This is a genomic window from Archangium sp. Cb G35 (assembly GCF_001896145.1).
Classification (GTDB): Bacteria; Myxococcota; Myxococcia; order Myxococcales; family Myxococcaceae; genus Archangium; species Archangium violaceum.
In genome coordinates this window covers 1-17,078 of record NZ_MPOI01000016.1, presented here as the reverse complement: position 1 = coordinate 17,078, position 17,078 = coordinate 1, and the positions used below count along the sequence as shown (strand labels likewise).

Genomic DNA, 17,078 nt, shown 5'->3' with positions numbered 1-17,078 from the left:
ATGCAGCCTCCGGTCGTCACCGTCCTCCTGCCCGCCCGAAACGCCGAGCGCACCGTGGCGCGCGCCGTGGAGAGCCTCCTCGAAGGGACTCTGCGTGAAATCCGGGTGCTCGCGGTGGACGACGGCTCGACGGACGGGACGCGCGCGGTGCTCGATGGGCTGGCGGAGCGGGACGCCCGGGTGGAGGTCCTGGAGGGGGGCGGCCGGGGGCTGGTGGCCGCGCTCAACCTCGCCCTGGCCCATGCCACCTCGCCCTACGTGGCGCGGATGGACGCGGACGACGAGGCGCTGCCCCGGCGCCTGGAGGCGAGCGTCGCGGCCCTGGAGGCGGACCCGGGCCTGGGCGGCGTGGGCACCGGCGTGGAGATGTTCCGGGAGGACCAGCCGGTGAGCCCCTCGATGAGGGACTACGCGGCGTGGCTCAACGGGCTCACCACGCCCGAGCGGCTGCACCGCGAGCGCTTCGTGGAGAGCCCCATCTGCCACCCGTCGGTGTGCCTGCGGCGGGAGGCGGTGGTGGCGGCCGGCGGCTGGGAGCACGGCGACTTCCCGGAGGACTACGACCTGTGGCTGAAGCTCATCCACCGGGGCCACGGGATGCACAATGTGCCCGAGGTGCTGCTGCGCTGGAGGGACAGCACGGAGCGGCTGACGCGCACGGACCCGAGGTATGCGCACAAACGATTCATCTGGGTGAAGGCGCGCTACCTGGCGCGAAGCCGGGAGGTGGCGGGGAGGCCGCTGACGGTATGGGGCACGGGTCCGGGAGGGCTCACGCTCACACGCTTCCTGCTGGCGGAGGGGGCACGGGTGAAGCGCTTCATCGACGTGCACCCGCGCAAGGTGGGCACGCGCATCCACGGGATTCCGGTGGACGCGCCGGAGTCACTGGGAGCGCCGCCCGAGGACACGCACCTCATCGCGGCAGTGGGCGTGCGCGGCATCCGAGACGAGATTCGGACGGCCCTCACGGCGCTCGGTTGGGTGGAGGGCGTGCACTTCACCTGCGCCGCGTGAAACGGCCTACGTCTTCTTCAGCCAGACCCTGAGGGGCCCGATGGGCTCGAAGCCCAGCTCACACCACGCGGCCAGCTCGTCACCGTGCTCGTACCCGACGAGGGGCAGGCCCGGGAACGCGGCCAGGAGTTGCCCGAGCAGCTCCGCGCGCAGCACTCCGGCCCGGGACTCGGCGAAGAAGGTGTTCGACAGGCTCACGGCGCCCTCGGCGCGATAGGCGATGGCTCCGGCGACGAGGGTGTCCTCGTGGTACGCGGCGAAAATCTTCACCCCCGTGTCCTCGAGCAGGCCGGGGCGGAACACCGCGTGCGTTGGAGCCGGACCCTGCTGACCTCTCCAGACCGCCTCCCACGAGGCCAGTGCGGCCGTGTCACGGACCTGGACCCAGCGCGCTCCACTGGCAGTGGTGGGAGCCATTCTCTCCGAGGAGAATTGGATCCACTGCGCGGAGAACAGCTCCTCGAAGCCCCGTGGCGCGAGGTCGAGCGTCGCGAAGCTGTCCTTGACGCCCCAGCGCCCCGGCAGCGCGAGCGCGGAGATCGCCTCCAACTGCCGGGCCCCTCCCTCGGGCGTGAGCGTGACGACGTTGGGATAGAACGGTGGCACCTCGGCGCGGTTGAGCCACAGCGCATCCGTGAGCTCACCCGGGTGCCCATGAGCACGGCAAACCGCATCGCACCATCGCGCGTTGTTGAAGGCCGCCGCGGCAACCCTGTTTCGAGACATGAGGCGATCCTAAGCCATCGGAACAAAGTCCGTTCAGGGGTGAGTGTGTCCTCACCGTGTACGCAAGTCACGCCCTCGACTTCAGCCCGCCTCCCGGGCGCGCTCTTCACGAACTTGTCCAACTGTTGGACAAGTCTGGCGAGACCGGGCCCGGAGGGGTCCCTCCTGCTCTCCGCGGTGACGTCCGAAGCGTGCGGTAACATGGCGCAGGCAGTCCCACGCACGGGGTCTGCTCCAATCCCCTGAGGAGTCCATGCGCTACACCGACCGTGTCACCCGGTCCCCCTTCCTGCTGACGCCCCTCCTGCTCCTGCTCTCCCTGGGAGCCTGCGGCGACAACCCCAAGCCCACCCCGGATGCTGGCGTCAGTGACGCCGGAACGGAACAGCCGGACGCCAGCACGGAGCAGCCAGACTCCGGCACGGAGCAGCCGGACGCTGGCACGGGACAATCCGACGGCGGCACGAATCAGTGCGGCACCGGCCTGGCGTTCGTGGAGGCGGTGGCGAACAAGGCCCTGCTCCAGGACACGTCGCTGGACATCCTGGAGCGGCTGCGCGCCATCCCCGGGCTCACCGTGCAGGAGAACCCCAACGGGGCGCGAGTCCCCACCGGCTACCGCTTCTTCATCATGCAGTACGACCAGCCGGCGGATCATTCGAACCCGGAGTGCCAGCGCTTCCAGCAGCGCCTGACGTTGCTGCACACGTCGGACACGGCGCCCATGGTGCTCTACACCGGCGGCTACTACGTCTCCACGAGCCCGAGCCGGCGCGAGCTGACCTCGATGCTGGGTGCCAACCAGCTCTCCGTCGAGCACCGCTTCTTCCTGCCGAGCCGCCCGGAGCCCGCGGACTGGAGCCTGCTGACGATCAAGCAGTCCGCCGATGACTTCCACCGCATCGTCCAGGCCATCAAGCCCATCTACGGCGGCCGCTGGCTGTCCACGGGGGCCAGCAAGGGCGGTGAGACGGTGGTGTTCAACCGGCGCTTCTACCCGGACGACGTGGACGCGACGGTGGCCTACGTGGCGCCCCTCGCGTTCCAGGACGACGCGCGCTTCCCCGCCTTCATGCATGCCGTGGGTGGCGATGCCCAGGCCGCCTGCCGCGAGCGCATCCACACCTTCCAGCGCACGGTGCTGGGGCGCCGCGAGGAGATGCTGGGGCTGCTGCGCACCTACGCGCAGGACAACAAGCTGACGTACACGCAGCTCGGCTTCGAGCGGACGCTGGAGCATGCCGTCATCGAGACCTATTTCGGTTTCTGGCAGTACAACTCCCCGGCCAACTGCGACATCTTCCCGGGGAGCGAGGCGACGGGCGCGCAGTTGATGAGCGTGATGAACAGCGAGGTGGGCCTGGCCGCGTTCGCCGATAACGGTTCCAACGGCCTCGGCTACTACGCGCCCTATTACTACCAGGCGTCGGTGGAGCTGGGCTGGCCCGGGGCGTACGACGACTTCCTCGGGGACCTCATCCACTTCCCGGACACGGACGTCGCGCCGGTCTATGCACCGCTCGGCCTGCCGCTCGTCTTCCGCGAGTCCGCCATGCAGGACATCCAGGACTGGGTGTCCACGCGGGGCCAGCGGTTGATGTTCATCTACGGCGAGCTCGATCCCTGGACCTCGGCGGCCTTTTCGCTGGGACGCGCCAGTGACGCCTACCTGTACGTGGTGCCGGGCGGAAATCACGGCAGCAGCATCAGCCGGCTGCCGGAGCCCCAGCGCTCCGAGGCCTACGGGACCGTGCTCCGCTGGGCGGGTCTTTCCTCCGCCGGGCTGAAGAGCACGCCGCCAGCCTGGGTGGAGGAGCCCCAGTTCGAGGAGTTCGCTCCGCACCTCCCGCCGCGCCTGCGTCAGCGCACCGCCCCGTAGGCATCCGGACGGGGGCAGCTCACTCCCAGGAGAACTCGCACACGATGTCGAGCGCTCCCGAGGGGCGTGCGGTGGCCTGGGTTCCCCGGGCCCCCGCCGCCTCGAGCACCTTCAGCAACAGCCCCTCGATGAATGGGGGAGACATGAAGCTGCCCCGCGCGTTGATGCGCCCCTGACGCGGCCCCAGCCATTCCACCTGGACGCTGCCGTAGCTCATCGCCACGCGGAAGGCCGCCGGCAGGCTGCTGATCAACGGCTTGGGACTCCTCCCCTGTGCCAGCAGCATCATCGCCCTGCCGGCCACCGAGGCCAGGAAGTCGGTGGAGGCCTGGTAACCCATCTGCCGCAGCGCGGCCTCCGCGCCCCCATGCCGCTCGGCGAGCGTGGGCAGCGCGGTGGACAGGATGAGGAACATCGAATCCGTGGAGTAGCTGAAGAAGTCCATGAAGCGCTCCTGGCCGCACGCCTCCAGGCAACGCCTCACCAGCGCCTCGTCCCCCAGCGTCCGGAGGTTCTCCAGGACTCCATTGAAGAAGAAGCCCCGGATGGTGTGCTCCTCCGGCTTCACGAAGGTCCTGCGCCGCGCCAGGTCCTCGAGCCAGAACTCCATGGACTTCTCGGTACTCCCCATGTGCTCTTTTTAGCGCCCGGCGATACCGGCCGCCTCGAAGAAGCGCGCGAGATCCTCGGGAATGGGAGCCTCGAACCGTACCGGCGCGCCCGTGCGCGGGTGGCCCAACTCCAACGCCTGGGCATGCAGCAGGCAGCGCGGCGCCTCGATTCCTCCTGCCCGCGCGGCGCCCCCGTAACGCTTGTCCCCGAGGATGGGTGCGCCCAGCGCCGTCAGGTGCGCGCGCAACTGGTGCGTCCGCCCCGTCTGGGGCAACAGCTCCACGAGGCAGAAATCCGGCCCCGCGTGCAGCACGCGGTACTCCGTGAGCGCGGGAATCCCATTCGCCGCGCGGGTGGCCCGCCAGCGCCCCGGCCGCGACGGATCCTTCGACAGCGGTAGATCAATGGTGCCCTGTGGTGGCAGCGCCACCGGCCCCACCGCCGCCAGGTAGCGCTTGCGTGCCCGGCCCTCGCGGAACTCCTCCGCCAGTGCCGTGGTCGCCTGGGGCGTCTTCCCGAACACCGTCACCCCGGACGTCTCCCTGTCCAACCGGTGCACCAGTCCCGCGGGCCGCTTCAGGTACTCGCCCACCCGGTCCACCAGGCTGTCCCCGACCCGCCCCTCCGTGGGTTGCGCCGTCATCCCCGCCGGCTTGTCCACCGCGATGACGTCCGCGTCCTCGTGAAGTATCCGCAACGTGGGCGCGGAGGCCGGCGGCGCCGTGAGCGGGCTCTGTCCGCCCTCCTCCAGCACCACCGTCACCACCTGTCCCGCCGCCAGCCGCGAGCCCGCGTCCCGGCTCCGGCGCCCGGCCACGTACACCGCGCCCACGCCCACCAGGCGCTCCGCCTCCTCGCGTGGGAGGCCCAGCTCCGCCACCAGCGCCTCACCCAGGGGACGGCCCGTGTGGGCGGCTTCGACTCGGAAGGTGCGGCGCTTCATGGGCCGCTGTCCCTACCGCGTTTCCTGCTCGGGCTCCAGCGGCGGCGGCTCTCCGCCCGTCTTCAGGAAGATGACCACCTGGACCCAGCCTCCCTCCTGCGAGAGCGACACCCGGAGCTCCTGCGCCCCGCGGCGGAAGACCTGGGGGGACTCCGCCTTGAACCCGGAGCGCGTGAGCTGGTCGCGGTACCAGCCCCGCACCTCGGCCTCCTTGCCGGGCGCCCGGTACGTCAGCGTCCGCGCGCCCTCGAGGTCCGCGTACAGGACATTCATGGCCCCGTCGTACACGGGCAGGAACCTCGGAGCCGCGGCCGGCCGGGCCTCCCCCAATCGCGCCTGGCCGAGCACCACCGTGGTGAGCCCTCCGGGCTCGGGCGTGAGGACGACGGTGTACGAGGTGAAGGTGCGCGTATCCAGCGCGGTGAGGTGGGGCTCGGCGGCCAGCCGGGGCTGATGACGCTGGATGTAGAAGCCCGCGTCGTCGAAGGCGGTGGCGAAGTACTGGAGGAGCCGCTCCAGCTTCTCCTTGGAGGAGTAGACCTGGATGCGGACGGGGATGCCGCCCACGTTCATCGTGTCCGGCACGTCCACCACGGACACCAGCCCGGGCACCTTCCACTGGAAGGGCTCGCGGGACGCCTCTGCGGGCGCCGCCGCCAGCAGCAGCTCGAGCACCAGCAGACAGCTCAGCATTCCGACAGCCCCAGGAAGCACTTGTTGGACGGGCGGCGATTGGGAGTCGGCTTGTGGTCCACGCCGCCGGTGTTCCTCGGCCGATCCACCTCGTCCTGGGACTCGCCGCGAGGGGTGCTCCGCTCGATGTAGTCGTCCTCCTCGCCGCGGTAGCTCATGAAGAAGCCACCCTCGTCGATGGGGCTGTAGCCGACGAAGAACTCGGCGAATTCGGAGGCATCCCGGCCGGCGGCGCGCCCGTTGGCGTCGAACACCTTCATGGCCGAGTAATAGAAGGCCCGGTTCTCCGAGCAGGGCACGTCCGGCTGCTCGGGCCGGAGGGGGCAGTGCCCGCTCACCTCGGGATCCGAGAAGCCGAAGTCCCCCAGCAGGATGCCGTAGCGGCCCTCGCACTTGCCTCCCACGGGGCGGCCCGAGGCACACGTCTTCATGCGCAGCCGCGTGGAGTGCTTCTCCCGGAAGAACCCTCCCTCCCCTTCCAGGAAGGAGGTGGGCAGCGTGGGCAACCCCTCCACGTGGGCCTCGGCGGCGCAGCTGACGCCGCCCACGTTCTCGAAGATGCCATCGAGCACACTGTCCGTGGGCTCCCCCACGTCCTGTCCGGGCGGGAAGGTGCCCCAGTTGCCGGGCTGCGGCGAGCGCAGCGCGGGGCGACGGCTCCGGGGAAGGTCGAACTCCACCTCATCGTCCCGGTCGCACCGCACCTGCATGTCATCCACCCGGGTGAAGACCTGGGTGACGTGGGTGCGGGTGCCCGGCGTGGAGCTGCGCCCGTCGAAGTCGCGGTAGCGCGCCTGGGCATTGCCCATCACCCGCGGGGCGATGGAGTCGAAGGCCCCGAAGTCGCTCACCTTCTCCCGGTTCTCGAGCATCCGGTGCACCCGGAAGGCCGTGCTGTCCCAGAGCGGGGAGACGGCGGCCTCGTGCACCTTGAGCGACAGGTAGCCCACCTCGGCGAAGTGGATGCCGAACATCAACACGGTGACGAAGACGAGCAGGCACAGCGCCAGCTCCACCGTGGACTGCCCTCGCGGGAGCCGCTGGAGCGCCGCCCTCATCAGTGCACTCCCTTGTAGCCCGCCGCGATGAGCTGACGGAGGGCATCGCCCGCGGTGCCACCCACCGTGTTGGGGATGTCGTTGCCGCCGCGCCGCACGTCTCCCCCGGCGTCGATGTCCGCGGCCACGAGCGTGGCGCGCCAGAAGGGATTCCAGAGGTTGGGCGGCTCGTTCCACCGTCCGCGCCGGTGGTAGTAGGCCAGCCCGGTGGCGAGCGCGGACTGCACGCTGATGTCCGTGCCATTGGCCAGGACGATGCCGCGGCTGTCGAACGTGCCGACGCGCTCGGGCGTGAAGCGGAAGCGGAACAGGAGGTTCCACGGATCGCTCCGAGGGCCCCGCACCTTGTAGTCCCGCTCGGCGAGCGCGAAGAGCTTCGGCTGGGCCCAGAGGTTGCCGTTCTCGTCGTCGGCCGTGTTGTACGTCATGCCGCCGATGAAGGTGCTCGGGCAGTTGGTGCGGGGCCAGCACGACAGGAGCGTGTGCCGGTACTGATTCTCCATCCCCGGATCCGTCGCCCCGAGCACGGGCGAGGTGGGCGTCCACCAGTGGGTATCGCTGCCATCCTCGAGGTCGGTGGCCTTCACGCCCGCCGTGGCCCTCACGCGGAAGGGAGCACAGCCGGGGAAGGTGACCTCCACCAGGGCGTGGTCCTCGGCCCAGGTGAACCACGTCTTGTCCGCGCGCCCGCCATGCCCGAGCGACGTGCCCCAATAGGCGCTGCCGCCACCATTGAGGACGCGCGCCGTGCCTCCCGCCGCGCCGAGAGCGCCCAGGATGCCCCGGTCCCCCACGAAGGCCGGCAGACCCTGGCGGCGGGTGATGAAGCCATAGCCACGGGTGGCCATGGCCATGTCCAGGGCGTGGCCGGCGCCCCCGGCGGTGGCGTGGATCAGCTCGCCCACGGACACCGGCGTCTTCCCCGCGCGCAGCTCCTTGCTGTACGGGCTGCCCTTGCTCGCCATGGCCGCCATCTGCGCCACGAACGAGGCATCCCCGCCGGAAACCGCCTCCTGCAGCCGGCCGAACATCTCGCCCTGCATGCTCGCCAGATGCATGCCAATCAGTTGGATGTTGTAGGCCTGCACACCGGCCCGGGAGTCCAGCTCGTGCCACTTCCGCTCGATCTCCGCGTTCTGCTCGTCCAGGGCCACCATGGCGGCGGCGGCGGCGGGACACCCCTGGGCCGCCAGGCGGGCGGCGTTGAGGTTGGCGCGCATCATGCTGGTCCAGCTGGTGAGGCTCAGCACCCCGGACATGGCCACCAGGTGGCCCGTCTGGGCGCGGCGCGTGAGGGCGATGCTGTTGAAGGTACGCGCCGTGGCCACCGCGCTGCTGTAGGCGGCCAGGTCCGCCACGCTCTGCGTCTCCATCTTCTCGCGCACCTTCATGGAGAACGAGAGCGTGAGACACACCATGACGGCGACGAGCAGCATCGTCAGGCTGAAGAGCACCAACGACTGGCCTCGAGCGCGGCGGAAGCTCACAGGCCCTCCGGAGTGAGCGGGCAGTTCTGCCTGCGGAAGTAGCGGGGGCGCGCGGGCGTCATCATCCGCATGGCGTAGGTGGCCTGGAGCGGAAAGACGTACTCGTGGCGCGCGGCGCGCTCGAGCAGCTCCGCGCGGATGGCCAGGTCCAGCACGGGAGGCGCCCGGCCGCCCCAGTTCGCGGTGCGGGCGGGGATGAGCGGATCCGTGGACGAGTACTCGCGCAACCCGAGCTGGGCCAGGAACATGCGGCCCAGCACCCAGTTGGCGAAGGGGATGCGCATGGGGAACCAGAAGACGAGCCGCGCCTCCAACCGGACCACGTCCTCCACGCTGCCGTAGCGGTTGACGTCGTCGAAGGACTCCTCCTCGTTCTCGGGGATGGAGCCGGACAGGGGCCGCTCGCGGGCAATCCACACGATGGAGCCCGAGTGCCCCGAGTCACGCCCGGGGTGGTAGAGGTTGTCCCGGTGGTTGCGGAAGGCCACTCCGAGCGCCGCTGGCGAGTCCGTCCGGGCGAACGTGGGCAACAGTACCCCGAGCGCCGCGTGCGTCATGGCCTCGCAGTCCCCGTGCTTGACGCTGCCCGTGCGCACGGCGCGGAACGCCGCGTACTCCGTCAGCGCCCGCGCCTGCAGCAACAGGAAGAGCTGCAACGTCCCCAGCAGCAGGAAGATCGTCAACGGGAGGGTAAGCGCCGCCTCGACCGTCGCCTGGCCAGACTCTCCGACCCTGGTGCGGTCCCTGCGATACATGGCGGCGTACCTTGCACCCTCCCCGGATCCGAAATCCATACGATACGATATGGAAAAGACGAATCCGGTTTTCTAGGAATATGAGGTGGAACCCGGCCCGGCTCAGGAAGACTCACGGCCGAAGCGGGACGCCATGGAGCCAGTGCCCGGCGTGTCGCCGAGCGCCTCCGCCTTCTGCTCCGCCTCCTGCTCGGCCACGGGCACGGTGGCCGGGGCCTGCTCGTTCTCCAGGAGGAGCACGCCGCCGGACTGGTGGGTGTTGCGGCCGGTGTCGATGGCCTTGTTCAGCTCCTCGCCCTTCACGAAGTAGCTGGAGGCGCTGCCCGGGTCCTTCACCATGAAGCGGCCCTGGTCGTCCATGCCGTCGATGACGACCCAGTGCGCCTTGCCGGGCGCCTGCGCGCCGCCCTTGGAGGAGATCTCATTGGAGTCCACCATGGCCACGGCCTTGCCGCCGCTCTTGAGGGTGCTCTCCAGCGAGTTCTTGTCGGCGGTGGTGGTGCTCCCCTTCACCGCGATGCCCTCGTTGGAGAGCATCTTGGCCATCTCCTTGGGCGTGGTGCCGTCCTTGGTGCCGTAGCGCGAGCCCAGATCGTCCATCAGCGCCTTGCCGGACACGCCCTCCTTGCCGCCCTTGGACTTCGTCAGCATGGCCGCCGCCGCCGCGCCGCAGTTGCTGTCCTCGGTCTGCTGGAGCACCGGCGTGGAGCTGGACCACTTGCCCTTCTCGTACTGGTCCCCGGCCACCACGTTGTGCGACTCGTTGACCGAGTTGGCCAGGTTCTTCAGGGACTTCGTCTCCAGGGGCGCCAGCTGCTCCAGCTCGGGGGCGATCGCCTGCACCACCTCGGCGAACTTCGACTCCCACTCCTTCTGGGCCTTGGACACCGTCTCGAAGGCGTCCGTGCTGCCCGGGATGCACACAGCGGGAGTGCTGGCCGGCGACACCTCGGGTGTGGGCGCGGTCGGAGCCTGGACACGGCTCTGAGAGGGGACTTCCAGCGCCCGGGTCAGGGCGTTACCCAGCATCGAGGACAGTTTCACGCTCATCTCGCAGCCCACCTGATTTGGAAAATCGCGAATCTTGCGTATTTATCGACGCGCGCCGTCACAAGTTTCTTCGGACGACGCACTATGTACCCTTTTTCCGTAGAAACAGTCCAGTTAGAATGTTCGGCAACCCATGAGAGACTCGAAGAGCCGGAGCAAAGGGAAGGGTACGCGAGAGTCGGCACCGAACACCGGCCGATCCCGGTCCCAGCGGAGCCGGGCTCCGGAGGACGTGCCCCCGGTTTCCCAGGTGGGGCGCTACCTGCTGTTGGAGCGGCTCGGCCAGGGCGGCATGGGGGTGGTGTACTCGGCGTTCGATCCGGATCTGGATCGCAAGGTGGCCCTCAAGCTGCTGCAGACGCCGGACGGGGAGTCGGCCTCGGAGACGGCGCGGGCGCGGCTGCTGCGCGAGGCGCAGGCCATGGCCCGGGTGTCCCACCCCAACGTCATCCCCATCTTCGACGTGGGCATGTGGGGAGATCAGGTGTTCCTCGCCATGGAGCTGGCGGACGGGGGCACGCTGAGCGGCTGGTTGGAGGAGGAGCACTCCTGGCGCGAGGTGCTGGAACGGTTCCTGGCGGCGGGCCGGGGGTTGGTGGCGGCGCACGAGGCGGGGCTGGTGCACCGCGACTTCAAGCCGGCCAACGTCCTGGTGACCCGCGCCGGCCGCGTGTACGTCACCGACTTCGGACTGGCGCTCCAGGTGGGGGCGTCCCAGCGGGACGATGACCTGTCCGACGAGGCCCGGGAGCTGATGCCGCCCGAGCGCCGGCTGCTGGAGGCCAACCTCACCCAGACGGGTGTGGTGATGGGCACGCCCAACTACATGTCGCCGGAGCAGTACCAGGGGCGCGAGGTGGACTCGCGCTCGGATCAATTCAGCTTCTGCGCGGCGCTGTATTGGGGCCTCTACCGCAAGCGCGCCTTCGAGACCTCGCGCATGCGGGCGTACGCGACGTCGCGCTCGCAGCCGAATGACGCGGCGCGCACCGAGCCCATGGAGCCGGAGCCGATCCCCACGGATCTCATCCAGGAGCCGCCGCGCGACAAGAAGGTGCCGGCGTGGGTGAAGCAGGCGCTGATGCGCGGGCTGGCGATCGACCCCGGGGCGCGCTTCGGGTCGATGAAGGAGCTGCTGGAGGCCCTGTCGCAGGAGCAGCGGCGGGTGAAGCGGCAGCGGTGGGTGGCGGCGGCGTGCGCGACGGCGGTGGGGCTGGCGGTGGTGGGAGGAGTGGCGTTCCGGCAGTCGCGGCTGTGCACGGGCGCGGCGGACCTGATGACCGGGGTGTGGGAGCCGGCGGCGAAGGGCAAGCTGGAGGCGTCCTTCCTGGCCACCGGAAAGCCCTTCGCGAAGGAGACGGCGGCGCGCGTGTCGGGAGTGCTGGAGGAGTACGCGGCCGCGTGGACCCGGCAGCGCACCGAGGCGTGCGAGGCCACGCGCGTGCACGGGACACAGCCCGAGGAGTTGCTGTCGCGGCGCGTGGTGTGCCTGGAGCGGCGGCGCAAGGACCTGGGAGCGCTGGTGGGGCTGCTGTCCGAGGCGGACGGGCCCCTGGTGGAGAAGGCGCTGGACGCGGCGCACGCGCTGCCCGCGTTGCAGGAGTGCGCGGAGGTGGAGTCGCTCTCCGAGCAGCAGCGGTTGCCGTCGGACCCGGCGAAGCGCGCGGAGATCACCCGGCTGGAGGAGCGGCTCGCCGAGGTGAAGGTGATGGTGGACGCGGGCCGCTACCCGATGGCGCAGGAGAAGGCGAACCAGTTGGAGGCGGCGGTGCTGGCCACCGGGCATTTGCCGCTGGTGGCCGAGCTGCGTTTCCACCAGGGCTGGCTCCAGGAGCAGCTGGGCGAGTCCGTGGAGGCGTCCAAGCTGCTGTCGCGGTCCGTCTACGACGCCGAGGCGGGACGTGCGGACCGGATGAAGGTGTCCATCCTCAACAAGCTGCTCTTCGTGGAGGACGGGCAGCAGCACTTCGGGCAGGCGGAGGGCTGGGCCGGGCTGGCGGAGGCCACGCTGCGGCGCCTGGGCGGCGAGCCGCTGCTGGAGAGCGACGTGCTGGTGAACCGGGCCAACCTGGCCATCTCCCAGCAGAAGCTCCCGGAGGCGAAGGCACTGCTGGAGCAGGCGAGGCAGCTCCACGCGAAGGTGCTGCCCACGGGCCATCCGAAGCGGGCGCGCACCACGTTCCTGCTCGGGCGCGTGATGCGGGACATGGGCGAGTACGCCCAGGCCTTGCCGCTGCTGGAGGAGGCGCTGAAGCAGACGGAGGCGTCGGTGGGCCCGCTGCACCCGGACATGGCGCGGCGCCACGTGATGATGTCCTGGACGCTGCGGGACATGGGCCAGCACGAGAAGGCCCTGGAGCATGCGCGCGCGGCGAACCGCATCCGCGAGGCCACCTTCGGCAAGGACAGCATGCCCACGGCGGAGACGCTGGATGAGGTGGGCATGTGCCTGCTGGAGCTCAAGCGCTACGAGGAGGCGCTGCCCATCTACGAGGCGGCGCTCGCGGCCAAGCGCAAGGCGCTGCCCCCCGAGGACATGCTGCTCCAGCCCTCATATGACGGCGTGGGACAGGCGCTGCTGGGCTTGAAGCGGGAGCGCGAGGCCGTCGAGCCGCTGAAGCAGGCGGTCACCTTCGCCGAGGCCCCGCCGGACATGCTGGCGGTGTCGGGCTTCGCGCTGGCGCGTGCGCTGTGGGTGTCCGGCCAGCAGCCGGAGGCGCGTGCCGAGGCGGCCCGGGCCCGCGAGCGCTTCACCCAGGCCGGGATGGCGCCGCGCGTGACCGAGGTGGACTCCTGGCTCGAGTCACTCCCGAAGGAGGAGGAGCCCAAGAAGAAGGAGAAGTCCAAGCGCCGCCCGGCGAAGCCCTCCCGCCGCCCGACGCGCCTGTAACTCCCTCTCGCTCTGTGAGAGGGCGGGGAGTGAGGGTCATGGCACTCGTGTACCCACCGGGTCGACAAGCGGTGTCATGAGGACGTGGAGCGTGGTAGCGTCCACGCCGTGGCTGCGTCGCATGAAGATGAAGAGACCATGGGCGCGACAGTGCCCCTCCACCGTGCCGGTCCAGCACAGCTGCGGCTGAAGCTGCTGGTCATCTCCGGCCCGGATGCGGGGCGCAGTCATTCGCTCGAGCACGGCGAGTACACGGTGGGCAAGGCCCCCACGTGTGACATCGTCCTGAATGACAAGACCATCTCGCGGCAGCACCTGAAGCTGCAGGTGCACCAGGAGCACGTGCTCGCGGTGGACATGGACTCGCGCAACGGCTCCTTCTGCGAGGGGCTGCGCTTCTCCCAGTTGGAGCTGCGCGCGGGCAGTGTCGTCACCCTGGGCACCACCGAGTTCAAGATCGTGCCGGAGGACACGCGGGAGCGCTCGCTGCTGCTCTCGGCGCGCGAGAGCTTCGGTGCCCTGGTGGGCAGCAGCCGCAAGATGCGCGAGGTCTTCACCCTGCTGGAGCGCATGGCGCCCGGCGGCTCGGACGTGCTCATCCAGGGCGAGACGGGCACCGGCAAGGAGCTGTGCGCCGAGGCGCTCCACCAGGAGAGCAAGCGCGGCAAGGGGCCCTTCATCATCGTGGACCTGGCGGGCATCGCCCCCTCGCTCATCGAGTCGGAGCTCTTCGGCCACGTGAAGGGCGCCTTCACCGGTGCGCAGTCCGACCGCGCCGGAGCCTTCGAGCGGGCCGGTGGCGGCACCGTCTTCCTCGACGAGGTGGGCGAGCTGCCGTTGGACCTGCAGCCGAGACTGCTGCGCGTGCTGGAGCGCCGGCAGGTGAAGCGGGTGGGCGCCAACGACTACCGCACGGTGGACATGCGGGTGGTGGCGGCGACGCACGTGGACCTGGAGGGCGCGGTGAAGGCGGGCAAGTTCCGCCGGGACTTGTTCCACCGGCTCGCCGTGCTGCGCGTCACCCTGCCCCCCCTGCGCGAGCGGCCCGATGACATCCCCCTGCTCGTCGACGCCGTGCTCGGACGGATGGGCAAGCCGCCCAGCACGCTGTCGGCGCAGACGCGGGCCCTGCTCACCCAGTACCCGTGGCCCGGCAACGTGCGCGAGCTGCGCAACGTGGTGGAGCAGGTGGTGAACCTGGGCGAGGAGGCGCTCCCGGAGATGCCCCCGCTGCCCGGCGGCGAGGGAGTCCCGGGCGCACCGCGCACCGCCACCGCCGAGATGGAGCTGCCCTTCAAGGAGGCCAAGGAGCGCCTCATCGAGGGCTTCGAGCGCGACTACCTCAAGGGCCTCATCGAGCGCTGCGAGGGCAATATCTCGCGGGCCTCGCGCGAGGCCGGCATCGACCGCGTCTACCTCCGCAAGCTGCTGCGCAAACACGGGCTCGAGGACCGCGACGGCGGCGCGTGAGGTGAGGTGATGACTGCTGTCACCATTCCGTGACAGCAGTCACCAGGGGAAGACCGGTGCGGCGTGGTGACGGGTGTCACCATCCCCGGTGGGAGCCCCGTGGGCAGTGCGTGTGAATTCAAGAGCTTGGGGTTCGTGGGGCCATGACGCGACGCATGGCACACAACCTGCTCTGTCCTGCGCACAAGACCCACTCAAAGAAAGACTCCCGCCATGCAGATCTCCAACCGCGCGCAGAAGCCCTCCGTCGCCACCACCACCACGCCCGTCACCCCCCGCGAGCTCCCGGTGAGCTCGCCGAAGAGCCAGGCCCGTAACGCCTCGGGCTTCGAGTCGGCCTCGAGCTTCGCGTCCACCGGCAAGCGCACCGCGGTGGCGCTCACCGCGCAGCAGGCCGCCGCCCCCGCCACGGGCCCCCTGGCGCTCAGCAGCCCGCAGGCGCAGACCGCCATCCAGAAGTCGCTCGACTTCCTCCAGCAGCAGACGGGCTCGCTGGCCCGCGGCGTGGCGCCCGGCGCCGGCATCTCCCAGGCCGTCACGCCCCGCTCCGTCGAGCGCGACGCGCTGGGCATGACGCACGTGCGCCTGGACCGCACGCACGAGGGCGTGAAGGTCTTCGGCGAGCAGCTCGTCAGCCACCTGGACGCGCAGGGCAAGGTGTCGGGCCTCACGGGCAGCGTCTCCACCATTCCGGCGGGCCTGGGCTCGCAGCCGGTGAAGCTGACGGCCGATGACGCGCTGGCCATCGCGCAGAAGGACTTCGCGGGCCGGACGGATCGCGCGCCCACCGCCGAGCGCGTCGTCTTCCAGGGCAAGGACGGCAACTACCACTCGGCCTTCCACGTGGAGCTCACGCACACCAAGGGCCTCGAGGGCGACGAGCGCCCCCGGCGGATGAACTACCTGGTGGACGCCAACAGCGGCGAGATGCTCACCAGTTTCAACCAGATGGGCGGCATCGAGCTGCCCCACGCCCGCGCGGGCGGCACCACGGCTGGCGCCACGCCGGCGGCCCCGGCGCCCGTGCCTGGCAAGCCCACTCCCGTGACGGGCAAGGCGGATGACACCAGCCTCTACAGCGGCAAGGTGGAGCTCTCCACGACGAAGAACGCGGATGGCAGCTTCAGCCTGGAGGACGCGAGCCGCGGCAAGGGCGTGGTGACGCTGGATGCGCAGAACAAGGAGCAGGCCAGCCGGCCGGTGAAGATCACCGACAAGAACGACGTGTGGGGCGAGTCGACGGACCCCACGCGCAACCGCTCGGCGGTGGACGCGCACTACGGCGCGCAGATGACGTACGACTTCATGAAGGACGTGCTCGGCCGCGACTCGCTGGACGGCAAGGGCGAGAAGCTCGTGTCCAACGTGCACATCGGCAACAACTTCGTGAACGCGTACTGGGACGGCTCGCAGATGAACTACGGCGATGGAGACGGGAAGACGGCCGGCCCGCTCACCACGCTGGACATCGCGGGGCATGAGATCGCCCACGGCCTCACCGAGCGCACCGCGGGCCTCATCTACGAGGGCGAGTCCGGCGGCCTCAACGAGGCGATGAGCGACATCATCGGCTCGGGCGTGGAGTGGTACGCGTCGCAGAAGAACAAGGCCGTGGAGTTCGACTGGAAGGTGGGCGAGGACGCGTGGACGCCGGCCAACGGCAACGGGGACGCGCTGCGCTACATGGATGACCCGACGAAGGACGGGTACTCCGTGGACAACTACAAGAACTACCCGAAGCAGACCGAGGTCCACGGCTCCAGCGGCATCGCCAACAACGCCTTCTACCTGCTGGCCAACGGCGGGAAGAATCGCACCTCCGGCCTCGAGGTGAAGGACGGCATCGGGATGGAGAAGGGCCTGAAGGTCTTCTCCCGCGCCCTCGAGCACTACATGACGCCCCGGACCACCTTCGCCCAGGCCCGCCAGGCCACGGTGCAGGCCGCCACGGACCTCTACGGCGCCAACTCGGCCGAAGTGAAGAAGGTCCAGGAGAGCTGGACCGCCGTGGGCGTGAACTGAGCAGTCTCCCCCCCCCCGCAGTGCCCTCCCCCAAGGACGGAGCGCTCCACACGGAGCGCTTCATCCGTATTTCACACAGGAAAGACCATGACCCGACACACCCTCATTTCGAGCCTCGTGGCCGCGAGCTGTTTCGCCGCCATCACCGGCTGCGCCCCCGAGACCGTGGAATCCGAGACCGAGGCACTCGGCATCCATGAGCAGGCGGAGCTGGGCTACAACCCGGGCGCCGGCTGGAACCTCGTCTGGCAGGACGAGTTCAACGGCACGGCCGTCAACGGCAACAACTGGACCGTGCTGACGAGCAACTGGGACCCCGTCACCAACAACTGCAACTTCGGCACGGGCGAGCTGGAGTTCCCCCGGGCGCAGAACGTCACGGTGGGCGGCGGCAAGCTCGTCATCACCGCCGAGCGCACGGGCGACAACCCCGTGGACTCGCGGTGCACCGGCTAYGGCCCGCGCTCCTTCTACTC

13 protein-coding genes and 1 pseudogene are annotated in these 17,078 nt (G+C 69.9%); 6 read left to right on the top strand and 8 right to left on the bottom strand.

Annotated elements, in window-relative coordinates; all coding sequences use genetic code 11:
- Complete coding sequence (locus BO221_RS40625; RefSeq protein WP_073566314.1) at window positions 1–1,017, top strand: glycosyltransferase; 1,017 nt, start codon at window positions 1–3, stop codon at window positions 1,015–1,017.
- Between the two features lie 6 nt (window positions 1,018–1,023).
- Here the strand turns inward: BO221_RS40625 and BO221_RS40620 are convergent, their stop codons facing one another.
- The gene (locus BO221_RS40620; protein ID WP_073566313.1) at window positions 1,024–1,743 is read right to left on the bottom strand and encodes a hypothetical protein; all 720 of its coding nucleotides are present in this window, start codon (window positions 1,741–1,743) and stop codon (window positions 1,024–1,026) included.
- Window positions 1,744–1,996: 253 nt separating this feature from the next.
- On the opposite strand from BO221_RS40620, the gene BO221_RS40615 reads away from it, so the two are divergent.
- On the top strand, window positions 1,997–3,622 hold the full coding sequence (locus BO221_RS40615) for a S28 family serine protease (RefSeq protein ID WP_073566312.1): 1,626 nt from the start codon (window positions 1,997–1,999) through the stop codon (window positions 3,620–3,622).
- 19 nt (window positions 3,623–3,641) lie between these two features.
- Here BO221_RS40615 and BO221_RS40610 read toward each other — a convergent pair whose 3' ends face one another.
- The 7 genes from BO221_RS40610 to BO221_RS40580 all read right to left on the bottom strand — a co-directional run bounded on the left by BO221_RS40610 (window position 3,642) and on the right by BO221_RS40580 (window position 10,220).
- Window positions 3,642–4,253, bottom strand: coding sequence for a TIGR02265 family protein (locus BO221_RS40610; RefSeq protein WP_083682218.1), 612 nt, complete (start codon window positions 4,251–4,253; stop codon window positions 3,642–3,644).
- A 9-nt stretch (window positions 4,254–4,262) separates the two neighbouring features.
- Window positions 4,263–5,177, bottom strand: coding sequence for an RluA family pseudouridine synthase (locus tag BO221_RS40605; RefSeq protein ID WP_073566311.1), 915 nt, complete (start codon window positions 5,175–5,177; stop codon window positions 4,263–4,265).
- Window positions 5,178–5,189: 12 nt separating this feature from the next.
- Window positions 5,190–5,870: a hypothetical protein gene (locus tag BO221_RS40600; protein ID WP_073566310.1), complete on the bottom strand. Its 681-nt coding sequence runs from the start codon at window positions 5,868–5,870 to the stop codon at window positions 5,190–5,192.
- A complete protein-coding gene (locus BO221_RS40595) occupies window positions 5,864–6,928 on the bottom strand; it encodes a TadE family protein (protein WP_073566309.1) in 1,065 nt (354 codons plus the stop codon). The genes BO221_RS40600 and BO221_RS40595 overlap by 7 nt, the downstream gene beginning before the upstream one ends.
- Complete coding sequence (locus tag BO221_RS40590) at window positions 6,928–8,415, bottom strand: pilus assembly protein TadG-related protein (protein ID WP_073566308.1); 1,488 nt, start codon at window positions 8,413–8,415, stop codon at window positions 6,928–6,930. Before BO221_RS40590 ends, BO221_RS40595 begins: the two co-directional genes overlap by 1 nt.
- Entirely contained in the window at window positions 8,412–9,170 is a 759-nt protein-coding gene (locus BO221_RS40585; RefSeq protein WP_073566307.1) for a TadE/TadG family type IV pilus assembly protein, read from the bottom strand. The genes BO221_RS40590 and BO221_RS40585 overlap by 4 nt, the downstream gene beginning before the upstream one ends.
- A 102-nt stretch (window positions 9,171–9,272) precedes the next feature.
- Window positions 9,273–10,220 carry a C39 family peptidase gene (locus BO221_RS40580; protein WP_073566306.1) on the bottom strand — a complete coding sequence of 316 codons (948 nt, stop codon included), beginning with the start codon at window positions 10,218–10,220 and terminating at the stop codon, window positions 9,273–9,275.
- A gap of 133 nt (window positions 10,221–10,353) precedes the next feature.
- On the opposite strand from BO221_RS40580, the gene BO221_RS40575 reads away from it, so the two are divergent.
- The 4 genes and pseudogenes from BO221_RS40575 to BO221_RS40560 form a co-directional block, all read left to right on the top strand.
- Window positions 10,354–13,110, top strand: a complete 2,757-nt coding sequence (locus tag BO221_RS40575; protein WP_073566305.1) for a tetratricopeptide repeat protein — start codon at window positions 10,354–10,356, stop codon at window positions 13,108–13,110.
- A 138-nt stretch (window positions 13,111–13,248) separates the two neighbouring features.
- A complete protein-coding gene (locus BO221_RS40570; protein ID WP_198956293.1) occupies window positions 13,249–14,580 on the top strand; it encodes a sigma 54-interacting transcriptional regulator in 1,332 nt (443 codons plus the stop codon).
- Between the two features lie 213 nt (window positions 14,581–14,793).
- Complete coding sequence (locus BO221_RS40565) at window positions 14,794–16,602, top strand: M4 family metallopeptidase (protein ID WP_073566304.1); 1,809 nt, start codon at window positions 14,794–14,796, stop codon at window positions 16,600–16,602.
- Window positions 16,603–16,689: 87 nt separating this feature from the next.
- A pseudogene (locus BO221_RS40560) lies at window positions 16,690–17,078 on the top strand (glycoside hydrolase family 16 protein); the annotation flags it as partial.

Coding starts and splice junctions, on each gene's coding strand:
- BO221_RS40580 (WP_073566306.1), bottom strand. CDS start 10,220: ATGAGCGTGAAACTGTCCTCGATGCTGGGTAACGCCCTGACCCGGGCG.
- BO221_RS40610 (WP_083682218.1), bottom strand. CDS start 4,253: ATGGGGAGTACCGAGAAGTCCATGGAGTTCTGGCTCGAGGACCTGGCG.
- BO221_RS40570 (WP_198956293.1), top strand. CDS start 13,249: ATGGGCGCGACAGTGCCCCTCCACCGTGCCGGTCCAGCACAGCTGCGG.
- BO221_RS40620 (WP_073566313.1), bottom strand. CDS start 1,743: ATGTCTCGAAACAGGGTTGCCGCGGCGGCCTTCAACAACGCGCGATGG.
- BO221_RS40600 (WP_073566310.1), bottom strand. CDS start 5,870: ATGCTGAGCTGTCTGCTGGTGCTCGAGCTGCTGCTGGCGGCGGCGCCC.
- BO221_RS40605 (WP_073566311.1), bottom strand. CDS start 5,177: ATGAAGCGCCGCACCTTCCGAGTCGAAGCCGCCCACACGGGCCGTCCC.
- BO221_RS40565 (WP_073566304.1), top strand. CDS start 14,794: ATGCAGATCTCCAACCGCGCGCAGAAGCCCTCCGTCGCCACCACCACC.
- BO221_RS40625 (WP_073566314.1), top strand. CDS start 1: ATGCAGCCTCCGGTCGTCACCGTCCTCCTGCCCGCCCGAAACGCCGAG.
- BO221_RS40615 (WP_073566312.1), top strand. CDS start 1,997: ATGCGCTACACCGACCGTGTCACCCGGTCCCCCTTCCTGCTGACGCCC.
- BO221_RS40595 (WP_073566309.1), bottom strand. CDS start 6,928: ATGAGGGCGGCGCTCCAGCGGCTCCCGCGAGGGCAGTCCACGGTGGAG.
- BO221_RS40585 (WP_073566307.1), bottom strand. CDS start 9,170: ATGTATCGCAGGGACCGCACCAGGGTCGGAGAGTCTGGCCAGGCGACG.
- BO221_RS40575 (WP_073566305.1), top strand. CDS start 10,354: ATGAGAGACTCGAAGAGCCGGAGCAAAGGGAAGGGTACGCGAGAGTCG.